Origin of the sequence: uncultured Methanobrevibacter sp. (assembly GCF_947170395.1) — an archaeon.
Taxonomy (GTDB): domain Archaea; phylum Methanobacteriota; class Methanobacteria; order Methanobacteriales; family Methanobacteriaceae; genus Methanocatella.
The window spans coordinates 1-19098 of sequence record NZ_CAMVTE010000038.1; the positions used below are offsets into that span (position 1 = coordinate 1).

15 protein-coding genes and 1 tRNA gene are annotated in these 19098 nt (G+C 38.6%); 13 read left to right on the forward strand and 3 right to left on the reverse strand.

The annotated features are described in order from the left end of the window. Positions 1 to 6: 6 nt before the first annotated feature. The 10 genes from Q0W04_RS09175 to Q0W04_RS09220 all read left to right on the forward strand — a co-directional run bounded on the left by Q0W04_RS09175 (position 7) and on the right by Q0W04_RS09220 (position 12990). Positions 7 to 90 (forward strand) — tRNA-Leu (locus tag Q0W04_RS09175). 68 nt (positions 91 to 158) lie between these two features. Then, the gene (locus Q0W04_RS09180) at positions 159 to 2660 is read left to right on the forward strand and encodes a hypothetical protein (protein ID WP_298502405.1); all 2502 of its coding nucleotides are present in this window, start codon (positions 159 to 161) and stop codon (positions 2658 to 2660) included. 101 nt (positions 2661 to 2761) lie between these two features. Then, positions 2762 to 3616 carry a UTP--glucose-1-phosphate uridylyltransferase GalU gene (gene galU / locus Q0W04_RS09185; RefSeq protein WP_298502410.1) on the forward strand — a complete coding sequence of 285 codons (855 nt, stop codon included), beginning with the start codon at positions 2762 to 2764 and terminating at the stop codon, positions 3614 to 3616. 43 nt (positions 3617 to 3659) lie between these two features. After that, complete coding sequence (locus Q0W04_RS09190) at positions 3660 to 4886, forward strand: aldo/keto reductase (RefSeq protein WP_298502412.1); 1227 nt, start codon at positions 3660 to 3662, stop codon at positions 4884 to 4886. 3 nt (positions 4887 to 4889) lie between these two features. Beyond that, positions 4890 to 6512 (forward strand): HEAT repeat domain-containing protein, encoded by a 1623-nt coding sequence (locus Q0W04_RS09195; protein ID WP_298502416.1) that lies wholly within the window; start codon positions 4890 to 4892, stop codon positions 6510 to 6512. A 119-nt stretch (positions 6513 to 6631) separates the two neighbouring features. Then, the gene (locus tag Q0W04_RS09200) at positions 6632 to 8665 is read left to right on the forward strand and encodes a hypothetical protein (RefSeq protein ID WP_298502418.1); all 2034 of its coding nucleotides are present in this window, start codon (positions 6632 to 6634) and stop codon (positions 8663 to 8665) included. A gap of 10 nt (positions 8666 to 8675) precedes the next feature. After that, positions 8676 to 9059, forward strand: a complete 384-nt coding sequence (locus tag Q0W04_RS09205) for a hypothetical protein (protein WP_298502421.1) — start codon at positions 8676 to 8678, stop codon at positions 9057 to 9059. A gap of 107 nt (positions 9060 to 9166) precedes the next feature. Further along, positions 9167 to 9586 carry a hypothetical protein gene (locus Q0W04_RS09210; RefSeq protein ID WP_298502423.1) on the forward strand — a complete coding sequence of 140 codons (420 nt, stop codon included), beginning with the start codon at positions 9167 to 9169 and terminating at the stop codon, positions 9584 to 9586. Between the two features lie 9 nt (positions 9587 to 9595). Next, entirely contained in the window at positions 9596 to 11383 is a 1788-nt protein-coding gene (locus Q0W04_RS09215; RefSeq protein ID WP_298502425.1) for a HEAT repeat domain-containing protein, read from the forward strand. A gap of 59 nt (positions 11384 to 11442) precedes the next feature. Further along, positions 11443 to 12990 carry a hypothetical protein gene (locus Q0W04_RS09220; protein WP_298502427.1) on the forward strand — a complete coding sequence of 516 codons (1548 nt, stop codon included), beginning with the start codon at positions 11443 to 11445 and terminating at the stop codon, positions 12988 to 12990. Positions 12991 to 13179: 189 nt separating this feature from the next. Here Q0W04_RS09220 and glmS read toward each other — a convergent pair whose 3' ends face one another. After that, positions 13180 to 14958 (reverse strand): glutamine--fructose-6-phosphate transaminase (isomerizing), encoded by a 1779-nt coding sequence (gene glmS, locus Q0W04_RS09225; RefSeq protein WP_298502429.1) that lies wholly within the window; start codon positions 14956 to 14958, stop codon positions 13180 to 13182. A gap of 125 nt (positions 14959 to 15083) precedes the next feature. On the opposite strand from glmS, the gene Q0W04_RS09230 reads away from it, so the two are divergent. Further along, positions 15084 to 15836: a DNA polymerase beta superfamily protein gene (locus Q0W04_RS09230; protein ID WP_298502432.1), complete on the forward strand. Its 753-nt coding sequence runs from the start codon at positions 15084 to 15086 to the stop codon at positions 15834 to 15836. Positions 15837 to 15840: 4 nt separating this feature from the next. Beyond that, entirely contained in the window at positions 15841 to 16275 is a 435-nt protein-coding gene (locus Q0W04_RS09235) for a low molecular weight protein arginine phosphatase (RefSeq protein ID WP_298502435.1), read from the forward strand. A gap of 7 nt (positions 16276 to 16282) precedes the next feature. On the opposite strand, the gene Q0W04_RS09240 is transcribed toward Q0W04_RS09235, so the two are convergent. Further along, positions 16283 to 17233 carry a tetratricopeptide repeat protein gene (locus Q0W04_RS09240; protein ID WP_298502437.1) on the reverse strand — a complete coding sequence of 317 codons (951 nt, stop codon included), beginning with the start codon at positions 17231 to 17233 and terminating at the stop codon, positions 16283 to 16285. 176 nt (positions 17234 to 17409) lie between these two features. On the opposite strand from Q0W04_RS09240, the gene Q0W04_RS09245 reads away from it, so the two are divergent. Further along, positions 17410 to 17844, forward strand: a complete 435-nt coding sequence (locus Q0W04_RS09245) for a hypothetical protein (protein WP_298502439.1) — start codon at positions 17410 to 17412, stop codon at positions 17842 to 17844. A gap of 8 nt (positions 17845 to 17852) precedes the next feature. On the opposite strand, the gene Q0W04_RS09250 is transcribed toward Q0W04_RS09245, so the two are convergent. After that, positions 17853 to 18815 (reverse strand): hypothetical protein, encoded by a 963-nt coding sequence (locus tag Q0W04_RS09250; protein ID WP_298502442.1) that lies wholly within the window; start codon positions 18813 to 18815, stop codon positions 17853 to 17855. Positions 18816 to 19098: the final 283 nt, after the last annotated feature.

Consider the following 19098-nt stretch of genomic DNA (forward strand, 5'->3'; position numbering starts at 1 on the left):
TTTTATGCGGGGGTGGTCGAGCGGTCAAAGGCGCTAGGTTGAGGGCCTAGTGGGTTAGTCCCTTCGCGGGTTCAAGTCCCGTCCCCCGCACTATCGATACTATTTTTTGAAAGGTTTATTATACACTTTGCTTAATATTTATTTAAGGTGATTTTATTTTGCTTAAGAAATTATTTTTGATTATCATTTGCATGTCATTGATTTTCACATGTGCATCTGCTGTTAGCGCAGCCGATAACCTGACTGGCGATTTCAATGATCTTGCAAGCGACATTGATTCAAATCACACGGTTGTCCTTCAAAAGGACTACAGATTAACAAACTGTTCCCAAAAGCACATTGTAATCAACAAATCAATAACCATTGACGGTGCAGGCCATGTCATTGAGGCGCCTGACGTGTCAAGGGTCTTTTGGGTTGTCTCTGACAATGTTGTAATCAAAAACATTAATTTCGTCAATGCAGGCAGGTATGATCTTGCCGGAGGAGTCATTTCATGGTGGGCAAACAACGGAACTCTTTTAAACTGCAACTTCACCAACAATTCCGCTGTTTCTGCTGGAGGTGCAGTTCTTTGGAGTGGAAATGACGGCACTATTACAGACTGCAATTTCATTAACAACACAGTAAATATAGGTGCCGCAGTAAGCCTCACCAAAGGAGACGGTTTCAATCGCTCCCAGCTTCATATACAAAGTGTCAACGCTGAAGGAGGAGCCCTTTACATTGACGGCAACAACATTTCCATAAACGGCTGCAATTTCTGGGACAACAGGGCAATGCTTAATGGAGGAGCGATTTCCATTAGTTGGGGATGCAACGTTTCAATATCATCATCAAGATTCAAAAACAATTCTGCATCCTACGGAGGTGCAGGAGCAGTTGACATTAACGGGCAGAACGTTTCTATTTATAATTCATCATTCAAATCAGATTCCCCTAATGAGCTTTTCATCAACTGTCCCGACACACGCATAGTCGACTGCGAGATAGAAAACGAATCTGCAATTGAAGCGTTTTATGACTATAAAATCATTAACAGCTTTGATGCGCTGTGTGAAAAAATCAGCGAGGTTGGTGAAAACGGTCTTCTGATTCTTGACAGGGACTACCACTACGTCAGCGGTTCAAACAAGGGAATACTCATCACAAAACCTATTACCATTGATGGTGCAGGCCACACATTGGACGGAAACCAGCTTTCAAGGATGTTTAACATAACATCAGACAATGTCACATTGAAAAACATCAATTTCATCAACGGCAATGCATATGGAAGATACGGTGGAATCGCAGGTGGCGGTGCAATCTACTGGAACGGAGCCAACGGTTTGGCATTGAACTGCAATTTTACAAACAATCACGGATGGGGAATCGAGGACGACCCTTACGATAAGGAAGAAACCATAGTTCTCGATGATGGAACAGTCATCCATACTTACCGCTTCAGACCGATGGGTGCCAAAATCAATGAAGGGGGAGCCATTGTATGGAACGGAACAAACGGAACAGTCAAAGGATGTCTGTTTGAAAACAATGGTGTGGGATATCCGAATTCCGGCGGTGCAATCTGCTGGAGAGGCGCTTCAGGTCGTGTAATCGAATCTGAATTTTACAACAATGACGGATGGGCAGGTTCTGCAATATTCTGGACAGCCGACGACGGTTTTATAACCTCATCAAGCTTTTTGAATTCAGGTATTGGTTCTGGAATATTGTGGTTTGGAGCCAACGGAACAATAACCAATTCCATTTTGCTTGATTTGGTAAGAGACAGTGCCATTCAGGTTTATGGAGGTAACCTGACAGTCGAGAACAACTGGTGGGGAGATACCCTCAAAAGTGCAAGCTATAAAATCAAGGCTGCAAACAACTGGCTGGTTTTAAATGTAACTGCAAATAGGAATGTTGTCCATAAGGGCGATGAGGTAGTAATCAAATTCGATTTGGGATTTGTTACCAACTCTTCAGGTGCCGTTAACAGATTCACCCAGTCAAACATAACCAACTTTAAACTGTATTTAAGTAATGGTGATGCAATCACTTTGAATAACGGAAGCGGAGAGTACAGATTCAAGGCAACACAAACAGGAAAAATGACTCTTGACATGAAAAGGGGCAAGTTGGATGTCACTATTAAACCACTTACAAAAATCACATCAAACAAGGACATTACCAAGTATTATAAGGCTTCCTGCCAGTATAAGGTTCGCGTTTATGGCGCTGACGGCAAAATCGCTTCAAACAAAAGGGTAAAATTCACAGTCGGTAAGAATGTTTACTACAGAAACACCGACAAAAACGGTTATGCCACATTGAAAATCAGCAAAAAACCGGGCAAGTACACAGTAACTGCACAGTTTGAAGGCGCTAAGGTCAAAAATAAGATAACCATCAAAACAACCCTGATTACCAAAAATGTCAACAAGAAAGTCAAGAAATCCGGTAAATTCAATGTCAAAGTCCTGAATTCCAAAGGCAAGATATTGAAAAACAAGGTAGTTAAGGTAAAATTCAAAGGCAAAACCTATAAAATCAAGACAAACAAAAATGGAATAGCCACATTCAAAATACCTAAATACTTAAAGGTTGGAAAATACACCGTAAAAACCAGTTATGGCGGTTTGACAAATTCCAATAAAATAGTTGTTAGAAAATAGCTTGTTTTCCAAAAAGTCTTGAAGTTCAATGTTATTTTTTCATAATCTATTTAAAGATTAAAATTAAAATATAATTTAAATAAAACTTATGGTGATAAATTATGAAGGCTGTAATTCCGGCAGCAGGTTTCGGTACTAGATTTTTACCTGCCACTAAAGCACAGGCAAAAGAGATGTTGCCTGTTTATGATAAACCTACTATTCAATATGTTATTGAAGAGGCTGTTGCTTCCGGTATTGACGATATTTTGATTGTAACCGGTAGAAACAAAAGATCCATTGAAGACCACTTTGACAAGTCATTTGAACTTGAACAGACCCTGCAAAGCGCAGGAAAGGATGACCGTTTAAGACAGGTTAGAGCCATTACCGATTTGGCAGACATCTGTTATGTAAGACAAAAGGAACAGAAAGGTCTTGGAGATGCAATCTACTGCGCCAAAAAGCATATCGGCGGAGAACCTTTTGCAGTGCTTCTTGGAGATTCAATTACAAAAGGCCCCACTCCATGTACCAAACAGCTTATTGACGTTTATGAAAAATACAACGCTTCAGCAATTTCACTTGAAGAGGTTCCAAAGGAAAAAGTGGAAAGATACGGTATCATCAAGGGAACTGAAGTGGAAAATAACGTTTACAATATCGAAAAGCTTGTTGAAAAGCCACTGGCTCATCAGGCACCGTCCAATCTGGCAATCATGGGTCGTTACGTTTTGGCTCCTGAAATATTCGACAAGATTGACGAAACAGAACCTGGTGTAGGCGGTGAAATTCAGCTGACAGACGCACTTCAGAAGCTGGATTCAATTTACGGAGTAACATTCGAAGGAAAAACCTACGATATCGGAAACCGTTTCGAATGGCTTAAAACTTCAATCGAATTTGCAATGGATGATGATGAATCCAAGGACGATTTGATTGAGTACATGAAATTCATTATTAAGGAATACGAATAGTTATTTTCAAAATAACTATACTCTTTTTTTTTATTTGATTTTTATGCAGAACCGATTGATTAAAAAGACAGGTGATGAAATCTCGCCTTTGGGTTTTGGGGCAATGCGCCTTCCCTTAAAAAACGGAAAGATTAATCGGGAGCTTGCACGTAAGCAGATTTATCATGCAATAGACAACGGAATCAATTTTATAGACACTGCATATCTCTACGGTGACAGCGAGAAGTTTTTAGGTGAAATCCTTCAGGGCGAATACCGTGACCGGGTAATGATTTCAACCAAAATGCCCTCAATTCACATCAAAAAATATGAAGATATGGAAAATGCCCTCAATGAGCAGTTGGACAGGCTCAAAAGGGATTATATAGATTATTATCTCATCCATTCGGTTGACCTCAAGGCGATGAACAGGCTTTTGAAAAGGGGTTTGATTGAATTTCTAAACAAGGCCAGAAGCGAAGGCAAGATAAAACATATAGGTTTTTCATATCACGGTCCACGTGAAGAGTTTGAAATTGTTCTTGACGGCTATGACTGGGATGTCGTGATGGTTCAGTACAACTACTTTGACGAGAACGTTCAGGCCAGCATGGAAGGCATTGAATATGCGGCATCAAAGGGAATGGGCGTTTTTGTAATGGAACCTCTAAAAGGGGGTATTCTTGCAGGCAAGATGCCTTCTGAAGCCGAAAAGATTTTCAGGGATGCCGATTCAAACAGATCAAATGCTGAATGGGCATTGAGATGGGTTTTAAACAATAGAAATGTCACATGTGTCTTTTCGGGAATGAATTCCATCGAACAGATTGATGAAAATATAGCTATTGCCCGTAAAACCGCTCCAATGTCAATGAGCTTTGAAGAGCTTGAAACGGTCGAGCTTGTAAAAAGGGTTTTGAGAAATTCCCTTAAAATCAACTGCTCAACCTGCGGATACTGCATGCCGTGCCCTCGGGGAGTCAATATTCCGGAATGTCTTAAAATCTACAATGAAAAGTATCTTTTTGAGCATAAGGGATTAATCAATGAATCATTAATAGATTATTTCCAGTATGTAGGTGGCGTAATGGGCAAGCCCGGAAATGCCGGCCAGTGCAATGGCTGCGGAAAGTGTCTTAGGAAATGCCCGCAAAAGCTCGACATTATCGAAGAGCTCAAGACCGTCAGGAAGGAATTCGAGTTTCCAGGATTCAAATATTTCGTATCATTCATCAGATATATCGGTTTTCCGCTTTACAAATACATTTTAAAAATCTTAAACAGGTTATAGGTCATGTCATTAGGCAATATTGATTTTTACAGGTTATCAAACCAGGAATTGGCGGAAATAGTATCCGACTATAACTATTCTATTGGGCAGAGATGCAGCGCCGTTTCATATATCCGATGCCCTGACATGCTTAAGAGTCTGGCCGAGGAATCTTCAAACCGCACTGTCTTGAAAACAATTTTCGAATATCTTGCCAATGAAAAGGAATTCTTTGTTGATTTTTCAAAAAACCATCCTGACTGGCAAATCCGGCTGATGGCTATAAGCTATGTTTTCCATGATTATAATTTTGAAAGGGATTGCGAGCGGATTTTAAGTTCAAAGGAATACGAGGAATTTGTTTCCAGGCCGAATCTAGAAGAAATAGCTTTGAAGGATGAGGACTACAAAAGCCGGCTTGTTGCGGCTTTGCTGATTAGCGATTCTAAAATTTTAAATGAAATTGCTCTAAATGATGAAAACAGCCATGTAAGGATAGCAGCGATTTCGCAAATTGATGATGAAGACATGCTGTGTGAAATAATTCGAAAAAACAGAAACGGCAACGTCATAGAATTTGCATCCTCAAAAATCAAAAGCGATTCGAAGCTGATTGAGCTTTACAAATCCAATATATCTGTTCATCACAACCGAAAAATCATTTCCAACATTCACAACCAGGCATTTCTGATTAAAGAGGTGTATCAAAACAGCTTTGACTGGACCCTGTGTGCGAATGCTGTTTCAAACATTCACTCCCAATGGGTATTGTGCGAAATCATCGACCATTATGCAAAACCAGATTTTGAAGAGCCGAAAGAGGAATTCATATCCTATTCGGATGATTATACCTATCTCAGCGATTTCATCCGCTATGCAATAGGTTTGCTTTTTGATGATGAGCTTCTCTCTAGACTTGCATTTGACCATGACGGGCTTGATTTGTCCCAATATGTCAGCGAACAGATTTTAAATCCGTCAGTTTTAACAGACATTGCCTTAAACTATCCCATCAATATGTCTTTGAGGGATTTCCTTCAGATAACAGATGAGGACAGGTTATTTGAAATCGCACTCAACCATCCTATTGAAAATACAAGAGCATATGCTGCCTCAAGAATTTTTAAAAAGGACATGCTGGTTAAGATAATCGAAGCCGAACCGGGCGACAGGGTTAAAAGTGAAGCATTGAAAAACCTGAATTTGAAAGAAGGGGATTTCACCCTTGAAAGCGATAATGAATATGTCATTGGTGAAGTTCTAAAGACAGTTGATGATGATTTGCTTTTGCGTGACATGTTCAACAAACACCGATTTGCAATAGTCAAGCAGATTGCATGTGAGAGGATTGGCGATGAGAATATCTTAAAGGAGCTTGCATGTGCCAACTATATATTTCCCGCATGTCTTGCAATAAACAATATTGAAAGTGATGAAATCCTGGCCGATGTTGCCATGAACGCCTGTTTTGAAAATACAAGGATATATGCAATTTCAAAAATCACAGACAACGGCCTGCTGAAGCACATTTTTGAAAACTCAGATTCCTATGCATGCCGCATCAATGCGCTTTCACAAATCAGTGATGAGGAATATCTCGCAGATGTTGCAAATGACCTTCTGGCAGAAAGCCTTAAAAGGCAATGATTCACTATTTTTTTTAAATTAATAAGCAAGTGAAAGCGTTTGCTTTATTTTACTTATATATCGTCATTTTTAGAATTATTAGTGTAAACTATTTACTAAAACATAAAGGTGGTGATAATATGAATTTTGAAATAGCAAGAAATAGTTTATATGAGCACTTTGAAAAAAACATGGCATCAAGAAAGCTATTCAGAGTGGACTATAGCAGAGAAGATTTGTGGGATATCTACCTAAGTGATCTTCCGGAGGAAATCAACCCGTTATATCTCGTAAATCCGGTTCATAAGTGCAGTGCATGCCATACTTTTTTCAGACAGGTAGGTAATGTCGTTGCACTTGATGAAGAAAATTACGAACTGATTACACTTTTCGGATGTGATGTTCCTGATGAATACTCAGGAGTATTTAAAAAATTGGACGAAGAGCTTAAAGCAAGCAGAATTGTAAATGTCTTTAAATACGGCCACAGAAGAGCCGGACAGGAGTACGATAATAGAATGTTAGAAGACGGATCTGTCGTAAGGTTTGAGCATTTCTACATCGACATTCCTCAAAATCATATAGGTTATTGCGATGACATTTCAGAAGCTAAAACAAATCGTGCAGTTTTGGAGTCTTCAACCAACAAAATCTCTATTGAAGCTGTTGATACCGTTTTGGAACTTATCGCTACCAACAGCCTGTACAGGGGAAGCGAATGGGAAAAAGCTCTAAAAAAATTCAGGGCTTATCTTGTCGAATTCGAAGGTGTTGGCGAGAAAAACCGTGACATGTACTTCTGGAAGAAAAGTATGGAGCTGGGTCCGGTCGTTGTAAGAATCAAAAACAAAAGTATCGGTACGCTTCTAATGGACATCACTCAGGAAATGCCTTTGGATGAAGCTGTGGAGAGATACGAACAGATTGTTGCTCCAACCAACTACAAAAGGCCAAAACCTGTCTTCACACAAAAGATGGTTGACAGGGCTCATGAAAAGATTGCAGAGCTTGGATTTGAAGAGTCAATCCAGCGCAGATTTGCAGTTCTTGAAGACTTGAGTGTCAATGACGTTCTGTTTGCAAACAGAAACGTCACCCCAAGACTTAAAAGTGATGTGACTGTTTTCGACAGGCTAAAGGGCATGGCACTTAAAAGGCCCCGCAGTTTTGATAAGGTCGAAGAGATTCCTGTTGGCGAATTTGTTGAAAACGTGCTGCCTTTCGCACGTGATGTGGAACTGTACCTGAAATATGATTTGACAAACAACTTCGTATCTCTGATCGGTCCTAAAAACGCAGACGCTCCGACAATGTTTAAATGGAACAACCTCTTCAGCTGGACCTATAAGAACAACCTTGCCGACAGTATCATGAAGCAAAGGGTAAAGGCAATGGGTGGAGACGTTGACGTTGACTTGAGGTTTACCATCCAATGGAACGAAGGTGAATGGGACAAAAACGACCTGGACGCACACTGCAGCGAACCTGACGGAGAGGAAATCTACTTCAGACACATGAAAAGTACAAAAACTGGCGGATGGCTGGACGTGGACATCATCAATCCAGAAAAGGGCGAACCTGCAGTTGAAAACATCCAGTTCAAGGACAGGTACAAAATGATTCCCGGCGATTACCTGTTCAGGGTCCACCAATACACATACCGTGGTGGAGACAGCGGTTTTGAAGCCGAAATCGAGTTTGACGGAAAAATCTACAGGTTCAACTATCCGTTCAAGGTAAATCAGAAAGAATACATTGACGTTGCAAAGGTAACTCTGCATGATGACTATACGTTCACAATCAAAAGCTTCCTTGACGCTCACGCTTCAAACATTGAGGAGTGGGGATTGAACTACAACACATTTGTTCCCGTATCCCTGATCTGCTGGAGTCCAAACCATTGGTCTGACAATAAGGTCGGAAACAAACATATCTTCTTCATGCTAAATGAATGTGTTAGCGATGAAAGACCAAGACCATGGTTCAATGAATATCTGGTGGAGGAACTTGCAGGCGAACATAAACGTGTAATGGAAGCTCTGGGGTATGTTGCAAGGGTAGAAGAATCCGACAATCAGTTAAGTGGAATCGGATTTTCTCTAACTCAAAGAAACAGAGTAACCCTTAAGGTCAAGACAGAGAATATCGAAAGACTAATCAATGTTGTAATGTAGGAGGTAGAAAATGACAGACATTTGGATTGAATGCTTAAAAAATAAGTACAGATTTGAATACAGGGGTTTAATCAGTGTCGAAGACCTTTTTGACTTGAATCTTGAAGATTTGGATTTGATTTACAGGGGTCTTAAGAGAGCCGAAAACGATCTTCTCGGCGATTCTTTGATTGAAACCGCTGACAATCCTAAAAAAAGAGAAGTTGAAGCTAAAATTGAAATTGTCAAATCAGTATTTGACATGAAACAAACCGAAATGGAAAACGCCAAAAGGGCTTTTGAAAACAAGGTTCAAAAGGCAAAGATTTTAGCTATCATCGAAAACAAACAAGACCAGGAGCTGTCTGAAAAATCCATTGAGGAACTTAAAAAAATCTATGACAGTCTTGGCTAGTTAGATAGATTATCTTTTGATAATTTATCTACACCTTTTTTTGAAATATAATTAATATTGCAAAAGTCTTTTAATTTCAAACTACAAATATTAATTCAGGTGAAATAATGGATTTTGATATAAGGCGTGTCGATTCAGTAAAGCTTTTAATTAAAAATATTGAATCCCATCAGGAAGTTGAAGCGAAATACCTGGATGACAATGTAAACCTTGACCGTCCTGAAAATTATGAGTACCGTTATGGTGATTCCGTTTTGGATGTAATGACTATGGGAAATACCAACTGGCATTTTGAAAAGGATTGGATTAAATCAACCAAATCCAAGGAATATATTAAGGTCACATCCAAAAAAGATGTGAGCAGATTCGTTGATTTGGCTAAAAATCATCCTGAAGCTTACATAAGAATTGCAGCCATTGAAAAAATAGCTGATGATGAGGTTTTGCTTGACATCATTAAAAACGATGATGACAATCAGGTCAAAAAGGCCTCCTTTAAAAGACTCGAAGAGCTATATCTTGAATAGGGGAGTCAAATGCATTCTTTGGGTGATGAATACAGGAATAATCTTGAAAAAGTTACCGATGAATGCATACTGAAGGATATCTTCTTAAATGACTCTAACATTACTGTCAAAATCAAGGCTCAGGAACTGATTAAAGATACTGATTTCATATATGGCGAATGTTTAAACAACCCTTCCGCTCATCTGAGGATTGCCTGTCTGAATCACATTCTGGATGACAACCTGGGAGGTGAAGATGAGAAAAACTCTCTTTTGTGCCATCTCACATTAAACGATCCGGACTCCAACGTGCGTTTGAAGGCATGTGAAAACCTTGATGGGGCTTTTCAGGAAGTTTTCACACAAATTGCAAAATCCCAGTGCGATACTTCCCTGCGCCGTCTGGCAATATCAAAAATTGATGATGAGGAAATCCTTAAAGAACTTGCCATAAATGATGAAGACAGATTCATACGCCTTGAAGCCATTCAAAATCCTAATTTAACTGATTTGAACACATTGTCTCGGATAATTGCAGATGATGAGGATGAATTCAACAGGTACTGTGCCTGCGCCAGGATTCCCGATGAGGATTCGCTTTTGCAGTTGATTTTCACCCCATCAATGTATCCTCGACTGGAAGAGATTGCAAAAAACACTTATTTTTCAATGAATGATTACTTTTTGGATATTTTCGATGATTTGGATGAGTTCAAAAAGACTGTTGGCTTGAATTTCATAAGCGACGAATCCTTTTTAAATGGCATTGTCTTGAATGAAACAAATCCCAAACTGAAGGCTGAAGCCATTAAAAATCCCAATTTCAAAAACATGAAGATAATAAATGATTTGATTTGCGAGAGCACAGATTTTGAAATTCTTTTCGAGGCCGTTAAAAAGACAGATGATGAAAAAATACTGATGGAATATGTGAAGGATAATCCTGATGCAAATGAAATAAGCCTGAATGCAGTTTCAAAAATCACTGACCCCGACTTTTTAAGAGGTCTTTTGCTGAATTTTGATTCTCGAATTCGCCTTCAGGCGGTAAGAAGAATGGCTGAGTTGGGAAATTTCACATCAGCGCTGCATGATTTTGCATTAACAGAAACTGACAGAAACATATGTTTTGAAGCTATCGCAGCAATTTCAAAGACAAGTCATCTGGTTGACATTGCAGACAGGCTGTCCGATAGGGATTTGAGGCTGCTGGCACTTGAAAGAATAAGTGAAGAAAAGTTAATCAGAAATTACATTACACGCTACAGGTCCACAGTTTGGGGTTCTCTTGAAGATGTTACATCCAGAAGAGTCCTAGGAAGAATTGCATTGGCAGACAGTGATGCGGATATAAGAAGGATGGCAACATCCAAACTTTCAGATAAAGAGGTTCTCGACCAGATTGCCTATGGTGACGCTGACCGGTCAGTAAGCAAAGCAGCATTGCAAAGACTGGAGTCTCTATGGTCAGACATTAAGCTTGTAAGCGATGAAAACATATTGAAGGAAATATATTCAAACGGCGATGAGGATATTCGAAATGCCGTTCAAAACCAGATTGATGATTTAAGAACATGGAGACAACGAATCCGGGAAGTTTCAGCTACTGATGACGTTGACAGATTAAAGGACATTGCAGCCAATGACTACAACTATTATGTGAGATGTGAAGCCGAAGGAAAGCTGGAAAGTATTCTTTTTGACATTCGCCTCGATGAGCTTGAAAGACCTGAAAACCAGAAAAGACTTTCCAAAATCGCATTGGATGACGGTTTTTCCTTAGACATTCGAAACAAGGCCTTTTCACTGTTAAGGTAAAGCTTTTCATTTGGCCGTGTTAAATACTTTTTTGGACAGATTATTATTCGGGTGATATTATGGATTTGAAATCACTTTTTCAAAAGGACATAATTGAAATTGCAAAAAATGACGATAATGATTTGGAGAAACGCTTTGCTGCAATAGACAATATTGATGATGAGGATATTGTCATTGACATAGCTAAAAATGACTATTTCTGGTCAATAAGACAACGTGCAGTTTCAAATATTGAAAACAAGGAGATTTTAAAAGAAATTTCATTAAACGATCCGAATGATGAAGTGAAATTTACAGCCCTTAAGACAATAGGTGATGAAAAGATTCTTGAGGATCTGATATCCGCACCCCAGCTGTCACGGCTGAAATCCAGAATAATCCCTTTAATTGAGGATTTGGACTTTTTGGTTGAATATGCATCCGTTAATGTTGATGATGAAATATTGGATGATGTATTGACACACATTGACGATTTAAGTCACAGAACAATAATTAAAATTGTTTTCCATCATTCCAATTTGGACTTGCGCATTGCAGCCTGCGGATATATCAACAATGACTATGGACTTTTGGATTCGCTTATCTTTTCGGATGCTCCAACCGATTTGAAAATCGAAGCAGTCAACCGAAGTGATGACGAATGCCTTAGGGAAGTGATTCTTTCCCATGATGATTTGGAAGTTGTAAAGGCAGCCATTCACAAAATAGATTCCTCATGGCTCAACGTTATTGTAGTTGAATGCGAGAACAATCTTGCCCGTAGGGAAATGGTCAAGCTCATCTACAATCCGTTCGTATTGAATGAACTTGCTTTGTCTGATGAGGATGAATGCGTTCGCTATAATGCAATGTATAGGATTTACGATGAGGAAACCGCCTACCACGTTGCAATGAACGACGAAAACAGATATGTTCGTGAAATGGCAACGCTTAAGGTCTGGGATGAGAATCTGCTCTATGACATTGTCCTAAAGGATTTGGAAGTTGTCATCAGCAATGAAAGTGACTACGATGATCTCTATGGAATTTCCAAGGCATTGTCTGCCTTTGTAATGGAACATATTCAATTGGAGGACAATAACCTCGAGGTAATGTACAGGTTCCATGATGATAATGTTGCCGTCAAGACACTGAGATTTTTTGATTTCAGGGACGCACTGATAAATGTCATTGGAAAGCTGTCCGATAAGTCCGTATTGAAAAGAATCACATTCGATGGTGACATTAACGGAATCGAAGCCATCGACGAGATAGCTGATGAAAGCCTTCTCACCAAAATAGTCATTAGTTCAAAAATCCCTCAGATATCAAAAAGGGCCTTTAAAAACATCAAAAATGAATTGAACCTTTCATACATTGCATGCAACTGCAATGTCTGGCAGCTTAGAAGACAGGCCATTAAAAAAATCACAAACGAATCTATTCTTGCAGACATATGCTGCAATTCAAAGTATGAGGATATGGTTTTTGCGGCCATGAGTAAAATCAGGGATGAGGAGACTCTGATTCATGTTGTCTACAACACGTCAAATGATGAGATAAGACAATATGCCACTTCAAAAATCAAAAACAAAACAGTCTTAAAAGACATCAGAAATTCAAAATAGTGCGACATTAACGCTCGCACTTTTCTTTTTTTAATCTAAAATTAGCCGGGGATATATATCCATGTTTTATTTTTCAATCTGTTTTTCAAACCCTTGTCGTTAATGTGTTGGGGCATTGATTAAAAATTAGTTTTTCATATGATGTGTTAAAAAAATAAAAGGAATCATGAAGCAGATCATGCCTCATGACTATACGGTAATTACCTTTGCAAGGTTTCTTGGCTGGTCGGGATTGTAGCCTTTTTCCACAGTCACGTAATATGCAAGCAACTGCAGAGGTACGGTATAGACCAGCGGTGCAATGATATCGGTTACTTTCGGATTTATTGAAATCATCTCCTTTGATTTTGATTTCAAATCGTCATTGCCTTCGCTTCCAACTGCCAGAATGCTTGCTCCACGTGCCCTGACCTCTTCAAGATTTGTCAGTGTCTTGTCATAGTCCGCTCCCGGCGGGATGATGACAATAACGGGCATGTCCTCATCAACCAAAGCCAACGGGCCGTGTTTCAGCTCTCCTGCAGCATAACCTTCGCCATGAACATAGCTGATTTCCTTTAGCTTCAGTGCCCCTTCAAGGGCAATAGGATATGAAAATCCTCTTCCAAGATAAAAGGCGTTATGGACAAAGTTGTATCTTTTTGAAAGCTCTTTTATTTCATCTGCTTTGGAAATTACCTCTTCAATGTATGAAGGAACATTCTCCAGCTCCTCTGTGATCTTGTCGTTTCCGGATATTGCCGCCGCTAAAAGATATATGGCAGTAAGCTGTCCGAGATATGTTTTTGTTGCAGCAACACCTATTTCCGGGCCGGCCTGGGTTTGGATGACATGGTCTGCTTCCTCCCACATTGCAGAACCAGCAACATTGACGATGGCAAGTGTGTGTGAAGTCTGCTTTGCCTGTCTAAGGGCGGTCATGCTGTCTGCGGTTTCACCTGACTGTGAAATGAAAACAACCAGTGTGTCCTCATCCCATGTTTTTGCACTGTATTTGAACTCGGATGCTATTATAACATCACAGGATATCCCTGCAAGTGATTCGATAAGGTATTTTCCGGTTATTGAAGCATGATATGATGTTCCGCATGCAACAAAACAGACCCTTTTTACATCTCCGATTTCATTAATGATTCTTTTCATGTTGTTTTTCTGGCCGAGTGTGTTTTTAACCGCCAGTGGCTGGTCGTTAATTTCCTTAAGCATGAAATAATCATAGCCTTCCTTTTTTGCCATGTCCGCTGTCCATGTGATTTTTGAAGGTTTTCTTTCAATGGTTTTGTCGTTTTCATCATGGATTTCAATTCCGTTTTTACTTAAAACTGCAATTTCACCTTCCCTTGGCCTTATCACGTCACGTGCATATTCCAGGATGGCCGGGGTGTCTGAAGCTACAAAATAACCCTCTTTGCCAAATCCCAAACTCAATGGGGAATCCTTTCGTGTTGCAACGATTTTTCCAGCTTCATCTTCACACATTGCAACGATTGCATATGATCCCTTAAGCATTTCAACGGTTTTTCTTAATGCATGCTCCAAATCAAGACCCTCATCCATATGTTTTTCGATTAGATGGGGAATCACTTCTGTGTCTGTTGTTGATTTGAAGGTGTGTCCTTCGCCAATAAGCTTTTCTTTCAGTTTGCTGTAGTTTTCAAGTGTGCCGTTGTGAACGACAGCCACCCTTCCTTTTTCATCAAGATGGGGATGTGCATTTTCATCGGTAGGCCTGCCTGCTGAAGCCCATCTTGTATGGGCAATTCCGTATTTTCCGGCCATGTTCTCAAGGTTTAGGGAAGCATTGACATCCCTGATTTTGCCTTTGGCCTTTTTGACATTTATTTTATTGTCAAATGTTGCCAGACCCACGGAATCATATCCTCTGTATTCCAGATTGGAAATGCATCTGAAAAGTATCGGTGCTGCATCCCTGTTTTCTTTAAGAACGCATCCAACAATTCCACACATTTTATCACCTCAAAATTTTAATATTGTTGATGATATTGGACTTATGATATAATAAATGACATAAAGCAAAACATTTACACTATTTAAATATGTAGGGACAGATAATTCTAATGTAAGTGATTGCTATGAAAGAACAGATTTTAGAAAAACTTGCAAAAATTGAACAGAGGGAAAACATAACAGTTCTCTATGCAGTTGAAACCGGTTCAAGAGCATGGGGTCACGCAAATGAGAATTCAGATTACGATATAAGATTCATCTACAGATGCAATGACGTGGCTGAATATCTGGTTTTGGACAAGTTCAGGGATGTAATCCAGTATGAGGAAGGCGTTTTCGATTTTGTAGGCTGGGACATTAAAAAGGCCCTTTACCTGCACTTCAAAAGCAATCCCAACTTAAGGGAATGGATGATATCTCCGGTTGTCTACATTTCAGATGAAATTGGAATATTTGAAGGTTTTCCAAATTTCAATCCCGAGATATTAAAACATCACTACTTCGGACTTGCCCACAAAACATACAAAAAATACATCAGATCAAAGGATGTAAGGGATTTGAAGGTGGTTAAAAAGACATTGTATGTAACCAGATGTGTCCTTTCCTGGCAGCTTCTTGACAGGGGAATCTTTCCTCCTGCGAATTTCAGTGAACTGATAGAAAAAAGCGAAATTTCCGAGGAGCTGAAAGAGGCAATACTGACGCTGAGAAAATCATATTCGACTTTGGATTTTGAAAACGTCGGCGATGAGGTTTTTTGTGAAATCCACAACTGGATAGGCAAATCACAGAAAAGCTTCAAGAAAAAATCCTTCAAAAATCCCAAAAGAAACATAGATGACTACAATTTGAGATTTCAGGAAATCATAGGGGTGTGATAGTGTGAAAATTCTCTTTGTCTGTACAGGAAACACCTGCAGAAGCGCAATGGCTGAAGCAATATTCAGGTCAATGGTTGATTTGAGGGACTTTCAGGTATCATCTGCAGGTCTTTTTGCATTTTCAGGTGAAAGCGCAGCCAACAATGCGATAATAGTATGTGCAGACAATGGCATTAATCTCTCAAGCCATGTTGCAACTGCCATCAGTGACATTAACGTTGGTGAAATGGATTTGATTTTAACCGCAACACATGACCACAGGGACAAAATCAAAAGCCTGTTTTCCGGTGTAGATGTCTATACAATCAAGGAGTTTGCCGGGGGCTATGATGATTTGGATATTGCAGATCCGATTGGCAGAAATCTTGATACCTATAAGGAATGCTTTTTAGAAATAAGGCAAGCCCTTTTAAAGGTTCATCAAAAGCTGTTGTAAAAAAAGTTCACTTATCCGCTCCCTTGCGGAGCTTTTCTCTAATTTCTTCTTGGTATGGTTTTATTTTTTCATGGTTTTGTGGTGTTTTCAAAAGTTTTTCAAAGCATTCCATTGCTTCAGGCAATCTGTTCATGGCTCTCAGCACAAATGCCCTGTTGAAAAGGGCACAATAATAGTTTTCATTAATGTTTAAGCATCCGTCAAAACACTCAAGTGCCTTTTGATATTCATCGCACATGAAAAGCACTCTCCCCTTGTTGTTTAGGGTATTGATGTCATTTTCATCAAGCTCAAGAACAAGATTCATTAACGTCAGGGTCTTTTCTAAATCGTTTTCCTCAGCTACTGCCCTTTTTGCCTGTATTTTAATTCTGTCAATCTTTTTTTCCGGGTTCAATTTGCAGTTTTTATATAATAATTCTTTTTGAAATATGGTTTTTATTTCTTCAATCGATTTTTCGGCCTGTCTTCTGCAGGAAGGATCAGTTTCAATGGCTTTTGTGAATGCGTCACGGGCATCCCATAATTTGTTTTCGCCTTTTAAATCAATGCCTTTTTGAATCAGTTCTTCTGCTTCGTTATTAAAATAAGTCAAATCCTTTTTGCAGGTAATTTCATCTTTAAGGATATTTATAATGTTTTCCAATTTGGGATTGAGGTTGTATGCCTTGTCGTAGTTGGAGATGGCTTCGGTGTAGTTTTTTTCCTGTTTAAAAATAATGCCTTTGTTTAAAAATGCTGAGGAATTTTTTTCTATGGCGAGTGATTGGTTAAATTGGTCTTTTGCTTCATTCAGTCGGTTCAGTTTCATCAGACTTGATCCCTTGCCGTTCAGGGCAGTGATGTTGTCGGGTTCAATTTCGAGAATGTCATCAAAAATTTTCAATGCCACGTCGGTGTCGTTTTGCATATAGTAATACGCTTCGTCTATTTTACTTTCAATATATTCTTCTAGCATTCAAATTCCTCACAAATTGGTAGTTAAAAAGAATAAGTGAAATCAAGTTGGTTAGAAAGTATAGGTATTAAGATTCCACTCATTCTTATAGTATTTGCTTTATGAAACTTTATTAATAAATCACATAAAGTAAAAACTTTCACTGACTTTTAATTGGTGAAGACAAAAATAATAATATGATGAAGGTAATGTTTGTATGCACTGCCAACAGCTCAAGAAGCGTAATGGCGCAGGCGATATTTAAGATGATGGCAGGAGAGAATGCTGAGGTCTCCTCATCTGGAATAATGGTCGTAAACGGTAAAAAACCATCCGATAAGGCAACTGCCGTGTGCAGGGCTCATGGTCTTGATGTGGCTGACCACAGGACAACCCATTTCAAGGACTCAAACATTTCACAGATGGATTTGGTCTTGACCTTGGAGATGACTCACAAGGCAAAATTGGAGATTTACTATCCGAATTTGGAAATCAGGACAATCAGGGAGTTTATTGGTGAGTATCCATATGACATTAACGATCCTGCCGGAGGAGATATTGAAGCTTACGAGGCATGCTTTTGTGAAATTTATAGGGCTTTAAAAAAAGTTAATGGAATTTTGTTTGGATAGGTGAGGAATTAAAAAAGATATTCCTCATCTTTAATTTCTTGAATTCTTTCAAGTGTAATTTCGTATTCTTTTGATATTTCTTCAGGAGTGAGTGTTTTTAGAAGTTTCAGGACAAATTTTCGTTCTGTATTTTCACAACCCTGTTTTAATCCTTCTTTTTCTCCTTTTTCAAATCCTAATTCTTTTCCTTTTTTTAATCCTTCTTTTTCTCCTTTTTGTTGTGCTCGGAGTAGTTCTCCTTCAATTCGTGCTGATCGGATTGCTTCTCGCAGGTCATTTGCTTCCATTGCTGACATTTTTAATACCTCAATTACTTTATTAATTTTTTCTTTATTTTTCACGTATTTTCCAGCCCACATTGCTAAACTTCTTCGAAGAATATGTAGCAATCTTTCATCAATTATTAAATTATTGTAGATGTCGATAACCTCTAAAATAGTATCTTCAATCGATTCGTCACTTCGGAATTTTGCCATCCAAATCAAATCCAGGACATCAAAAACATTCACCACTTCTTGGTTATTAATCTTATATTTGATATTATTAATTTTTATTGATTTTTCAATTTCTTTAGTGTTAATCCATATCGGTTTGTATGGCAATGTCGGATTCACATAATCCACCGAAAATTTAGGTATGTTGCCTGTATTGAAAATATACGGCTGAATTTGTCTTCCTGTGGCGGCATGCACTGTTGTAATATATCCGAAATTTCTGCTTAACAGAGGTGGTGTAATAACTACATGATGTTCAATTCCTATTAAGTCCCCATTTTTTCTAATGCGAACGGAATCCAGATTCAGATTCTTGTAAGCAGGAGATAAAAATTTTTCAGGAAAATATCCTTCAATATCTCTAAGTTTAGTCAGATACTCAGGGAATTCTTCTATTTCAACCATGCAAATATTGAAAATCGAATCTTCAGTTGCCCAAACATCCGGAAGCGCATTGTCAACAATTTTTTTAGACATTTTTTTTCACCTCATTAATTTTAATTTAATTAGTTTAATCTTGAATTTTAAACTATATAAATGTTTTATTTTTAATTTGAAACATTTTAAAGTAAATTTTGCAATATTTATGAATAATTGTAGTGATTTAATAAAATTGAACCAATTTAAATGGAATAAATTTTGGTGTCAGTATGTAATTTAATATTGAAAACTAAATAATTTTCTTGAGCAATGATTTTTATCTTTAAAATGCAAGAATACCACGACTTCTTTTAAGTCGTGGATGAATTGCACTATTGGG

Coding starts and splice junctions, on each gene's coding strand:
- galU (WP_298502410.1), top strand. CDS start 2,762: ATGAAGGCTGTAATTCCGGCAGCAGGTTTCGGTACTAGATTTTTACCT.
- Q0W04_RS09190 (WP_298502412.1), top strand. CDS start 3,660: ATGCAGAACCGATTGATTAAAAAGACAGGTGATGAAATCTCGCCTTTG.
- Q0W04_RS09195 (WP_298502416.1), top strand. CDS start 4,890: ATGTCATTAGGCAATATTGATTTTTACAGGTTATCAAACCAGGAATTG.
- Q0W04_RS09200 (WP_298502418.1), top strand. CDS start 6,632: ATGAATTTTGAAATAGCAAGAAATAGTTTATATGAGCACTTTGAAAAA.
- Q0W04_RS09205 (WP_298502421.1), top strand. CDS start 8,676: ATGACAGACATTTGGATTGAATGCTTAAAAAATAAGTACAGATTTGAA.
- Q0W04_RS09210 (WP_298502423.1), top strand. CDS start 9,167: ATGGATTTTGATATAAGGCGTGTCGATTCAGTAAAGCTTTTAATTAAA.
- Q0W04_RS09215 (WP_298502425.1), top strand. CDS start 9,596: ATGCATTCTTTGGGTGATGAATACAGGAATAATCTTGAAAAAGTTACC.
- Q0W04_RS09220 (WP_298502427.1), top strand. CDS start 11,443: ATGGATTTGAAATCACTTTTTCAAAAGGACATAATTGAAATTGCAAAA.
- glmS (WP_298502429.1), bottom strand. CDS start 14,958: ATGTGTGGAATTGTTGGATGCGTTCTTAAAGAAAACAGGGATGCAGCA.
- Q0W04_RS09230 (WP_298502432.1), top strand. CDS start 15,084: ATGAAAGAACAGATTTTAGAAAAACTTGCAAAAATTGAACAGAGGGAA.
- Q0W04_RS09240 (WP_298502437.1), bottom strand. CDS start 17,233: ATGCTAGAAGAATATATTGAAAGTAAAATAGACGAAGCGTATTACTAT.
- Q0W04_RS09245 (WP_298502439.1), top strand. CDS start 17,410: ATGATGAAGGTAATGTTTGTATGCACTGCCAACAGCTCAAGAAGCGTA.
- Q0W04_RS09250 (WP_298502442.1), bottom strand. CDS start 18,815: ATGTCTAAAAAAATTGTTGACAATGCGCTTCCGGATGTTTGGGCAACT.